The following is a 3,835-nucleotide window of genomic DNA, read 5'->3' as shown; positions in this document are numbered from 1 at the left end:
CTCAATATTCTCGTTTTCATTCTCTTAGATTTCCTCAGTTCTTTATTCTCTGAGTTACTTTTTCCTGCTCTTTTTCTGCTTATCTCAATCACCTTAGTCTAAACTCCAGAAAGCAAGGACAAGATAATAAGATTGATAGGTGGCGACGGGACGGTAATCCAGATAGGCGATCGCTAAATTAAATAACAAAAAAGATGTTACAGATAGAGTAAAAATCCCTAAAAAGGGAAAAAATATCAATGCACGAAATAACATAACTCTCTGGCTAGCAGCAGCCTGCGATCGCCACCTGAAGGCAAGCCAGATAGTTATGATCAAAAATATCAATACAGCGATCGGCTTGACTATTTCCCAAGTAGGGATCATCTGCACAAAGCTCATACTGACAAGCGTAGGCAGGCTGAACAAAATTATTAGCTGCTTAAAATATTGAGAATTTGTAAATCCTTGTTTCAATGTTACGTTAAAGTTGTAAATTTCAGCTTATCTATCCACTGTTAGATTAGTCATAACTTACAAAACTAATAATACCAAAACTAAAAATGGCGTAGCCATTTTTAGTTTTTCAAACCCTTACTAGGTTTGGTTTTTAATTCACTGTTGTCCCACTTTCGTGAATTGGTATAACTGGGGCAAATTTTTGAACTTAGGCAAAAAAAAGAAGCGGTGCTTTGCACCGCTTCTTTTCTATTTAGGTTAGTTACCCATTTGACGACGAAGAGCTTCTAGCTCGGCATCGATCGCTGCTCCGACCGTCGGCTTCTTAGCTGCATCCGATGGAGGTAAAGCTCCTTGAGGTGCAGGGCTGCTGGTCAGCATTTTGGCTTTTAGGGCGGCCAATTCATCGTCAACCCCACTTCCAGCTTCTAGCTGTGCAAATTGAGATTCGAGATTATCCATTCCAAGTTCGGCACTAGCTCCAGCCTTTGCCTCAGCTAGTAGGACGCGCTCTTCCATCCGCTCAAAAGTTGCTGCTGCGGAATTGGTATTGACCTTACCCAGCATATTATTGAGATTTTCTTGGGCTTTTGCCGATTGCAACCTTGCCTTAAGCATTTCTTTCTTGGTTTTTGCCTCAGAAATCTTGCCTTCGATCGCAATCAGATTTTTCTTGAGAGTATCTACTTGGGTTGTTTGTTGATCCAAACCAACCTTTAAAGTTGCCGCCGCATCAGCATGGGTTTTCTTGCGACTGAGGGCTTCCCTTGCTAGGTTTTCATCTCCCTTTTGGAGAGCTAGCATTGCCCGCTTTTCCCATTCTTGGGATTGAGTTGCACTTTGATTATATTGTTGTTCTTGGCGCTTTAGGGCAGCCATTGATTGAGCAACAGCTTGGCGCAATTGCACCAAATCTTCTTGCATATCAATGATTGATTGCTCCAGAATTTTTTCTGGATCTTCAGCAGCCGTAACCATTGCATTTACATTGGACTTGACCACCATACCAATGCGATCGAGTAATCCCATAATCTTGTCCTTTGCGTTAGGGAGTAAATTGTCTACATACTATCACGAACAATAGAAAAGTATAGACGATACAAGGCATCATCTATACTTTATTAGTCTATATAGCAGCTCCGGGATTTGAACCCGGGACCTACGGATTATGAGACCGTCGCTCTAACCACCTGAGCCAAGCTGCCGCATTTCTTAATATAACATAGTCGGCACAAATATTTTGCAATAAATTTTGTAATTTGGTAATTAGCTAGGCATAAGTAAACTTAAAACCTAGAAGAGCATACCGCCCGCGCAGCGGGCGGTATGCTCTCTGGTTTTATTTTTTAATTCTGCCTAGCTACTTATTACTTAGTCGGGGTTATTGGGTATCGATATTGATCGCTTTTCCATAGCACATTGTCCCTTCGTGATAGAACTCAATACACCAACCTGCTTGTGGATCGAATATCCATGTATCCCAATCTTCTGCCACAATTTTTGAGAGCGTAATTTTGACCCTATTCAAATCCATTTCTAAGATTGGTCGATGCGCTGAAGACCAAACCACATTCACCATCGTATTGCTGAGTTGCTGAGCTTGGCAAAGTTCGCGAAAAACTAGATCAGCGCACTCATTCTTGTGCCAACTCATACAGATGCTATTAGTCACTCTTTGCCAATCAATTTGCCCAAATTGCCAAGGAAATGATTTGCCGAGCCATTCTTCGAGCTGTTTGGATCGGGCTTGGTTTGGCAAGAATACTTGGCATCGCTCTAGGGGAATGCCTAATGCGATCGCTAATTGGTGAGCTTCTTTGAGTTGCGATCGTTGGCGAAACTCAGCCAGTTTTTGAGCTAATCTAGCTTGCCTTTCTGATGCTTCCATTTTTTTTGATATTCTTTGATATTCATTTTTGATATGAATTTGGATATTCGTTTTGGAATAAGTAGTTCAGCATAATTAAAAACCAAAGCCTAGAAGAGCGTACCGCCCGCCTAGTGGGCGGTACGCTCTTCTAGATTTTAAGTCTTCCTTACAAGATGACAAAATCCAGTTCCAAGAAGAGAAGGTTGGCGCAAAGCGCCAACCTTCTCTTCTTGGAACTGGATTTTCAATTAACGGACATAGGCTCGAAATGGCGATAATCTTTCAGCCAAGAGCTCTTGCATTCCCAGAGTGTTATACACAGGGTTATTTTTATAATCGCCATGTAGGATGATATTGGCTAGGAATCCATTTACCCCACTAATATCCTCAATACGCTCAACGTATTTACAGTCCCTAATTGATGGATTATTTTTGCGCCAGTTCAGATATTCAGAATAGCTACCTGCAATAACCAAAGTCTGTCCGCTGTTCTGTCCGCTGTTATGAATAGGAGTATTAGCAATCATTCTTATATATTATAAGTTATATATCCAAAGATCTAAAAAATTTGTTAATTAAGTCTCAAAATTAATTGCCTCACCGAAGACATTAACTAAAGTTAATATAAATTAACATATGTTGCTATCCCCCAGTAAGGTTCAATTGGAGTAGAGATGAAGTGGTGATCGTGTAGACTAAGACGGGAAGAATTACGCCTACTTTTTGTGATTACTTGGGATGTTTTCTGCAATGCGCCTCCAACCCTATTTATTGTCAGCCTTGGTTGCACTTCTACTGATCGTTACTAGTTGTGCTTCTTCAGGACAGTCCGCTAATGCCCAATTGTCTGATACTCAATTGGAAACGAAAGTTTTAGAGATTATCCGCAAAAATCCACAGGTGATATTAGACTCGGTACAGTCTTATCAAAGAGCGCAGGCTCAACAAGAACAGCAGTTGCGAGATAAGGTACTATCCCAAATTCGCCAAGAACCCCGCTTGTTGTTACGTAATTCGCCCGTGACGGGTTCAGCGACCCAGAAAATTGTCATGGCGGAATTCTCAGATTTTGAATGCCCTTACTGTGCCAAGGCTCATGCTGTAGTAAAGGAGTTTATGGCAAAGAATCAGAATGATGTGACTCTAGTTTACAAGCATTTTCCCCTTTCGGAGATTCATCAACAGGCAGAGCCTGCTGCTTTGGCTGCATGGGCAGCTTCCCAACAAGGCAAGTTTTGGGAATACCACAATGCTTTATTTGAAAGACAGACAGATCTCAGCGAGAGTTTTTATCTCGAACAGGCTAAGGCTTTGAATCTTGATATCGATCGCTTTAATCGCGATCGCCAAAGTCCCCAAGCAAAGGATGCAGTTAAAAAGGACTTTGAGTTAGGCAAATCCTTGGGAGTACGCGGTACTCCTTCCTTTGTAATCAATGGCGTATTTTTCTCTGGCGCACCCACCATCAATGATTTAGAAGGGTTAGTAGCTCAAATCAAGGCTGGCAAATAGGGCTTACTTAAATAT

Annotated in this window: 5 protein-coding genes and 1 tRNA gene; 1 reads left to right on the top strand and 5 read right to left on the bottom strand. The window is 41.5% G+C overall.

Annotated elements, in window-relative coordinates; all coding sequences use genetic code 11:
* Window positions 1-93 precede the first annotated feature (93 nt).
* The 5 genes from PSE7429_RS21955 to PSE7429_RS21935 form a co-directional block, all read right to left on the bottom strand.
* Window positions 94-366 carry a hypothetical protein gene (locus PSE7429_RS21955; RefSeq protein ID WP_009629579.1) on the bottom strand — a complete coding sequence of 91 codons (273 nt, stop codon included), beginning with the start codon at window positions 364-366 and terminating at the stop codon, window positions 94-96.
* Between the two features lie 330 nt (window positions 367-696).
* The gene (locus tag PSE7429_RS21950) at window positions 697-1,467 is read right to left on the bottom strand and encodes a PspA/IM30 family protein (protein ID WP_009629578.1); all 771 of its coding nucleotides are present in this window, start codon (window positions 1,465-1,467) and stop codon (window positions 697-699) included.
* 102 nt (window positions 1,468-1,569) lie between these two features.
* Window positions 1,570-1,643: transfer RNA gene (locus PSE7429_RS21945), tRNA-Met, on the bottom strand.
* Between the two features lie 176 nt (window positions 1,644-1,819).
* Complete coding sequence (locus PSE7429_RS21940) at window positions 1,820-2,326, bottom strand: CDI toxin immunity protein (RefSeq protein WP_009629577.1); 507 nt, start codon at window positions 2,324-2,326, stop codon at window positions 1,820-1,822.
* 230 nt (window positions 2,327-2,556) lie between these two features.
* Entirely contained in the window at window positions 2,557-2,835 is a 279-nt protein-coding gene (locus tag PSE7429_RS21935; RefSeq protein WP_009629576.1) for a hypothetical protein, read from the bottom strand.
* 211 nt (window positions 2,836-3,046) lie between these two features.
* On the opposite strand from PSE7429_RS21935, the gene PSE7429_RS21930 reads away from it, so the two are divergent.
* Window positions 3,047-3,820, top strand: a complete 774-nt coding sequence (locus PSE7429_RS21930; protein WP_040690227.1) for a DsbA family protein — start codon at window positions 3,047-3,049, stop codon at window positions 3,818-3,820.
* Window positions 3,821-3,835 lie beyond the last annotated feature (15 nt).

Source organism: Pseudanabaena biceps PCC 7429 (assembly GCF_000332215.1).
Lineage (GTDB): Bacteria > Cyanobacteriota > Cyanobacteriia > Pseudanabaenales > Pseudanabaenaceae > Pseudanabaena > Pseudanabaena biceps.
Note: the sequence above shows the minus strand (reverse complement) of the source record. Positions and strands in the feature narration are given on the sequence as shown.

Coding starts and splice junctions, on each gene's coding strand:
- PSE7429_RS21955 (WP_009629579.1), bottom strand. CDS start 366: ATGATCCCTACTTGGGAAATAGTCAAGCCGATCGCTGTATTGATATTT.
- PSE7429_RS21950 (WP_009629578.1), bottom strand. CDS start 1,467: ATGGGATTACTCGATCGCATTGGTATGGTGGTCAAGTCCAATGTAAAT.
- PSE7429_RS21940 (WP_009629577.1), bottom strand. CDS start 2,326: ATGGAAGCATCAGAAAGGCAAGCTAGATTAGCTCAAAAACTGGCTGAG.
- PSE7429_RS21935 (WP_009629576.1), bottom strand. CDS start 2,835: ATGATTGCTAATACTCCTATTCATAACAGCGGACAGAACAGCGGACAG.
- PSE7429_RS21930 (WP_040690227.1), top strand. CDS start 3,047: ATGTTTTCTGCAATGCGCCTCCAACCCTATTTATTGTCAGCCTTGGTT.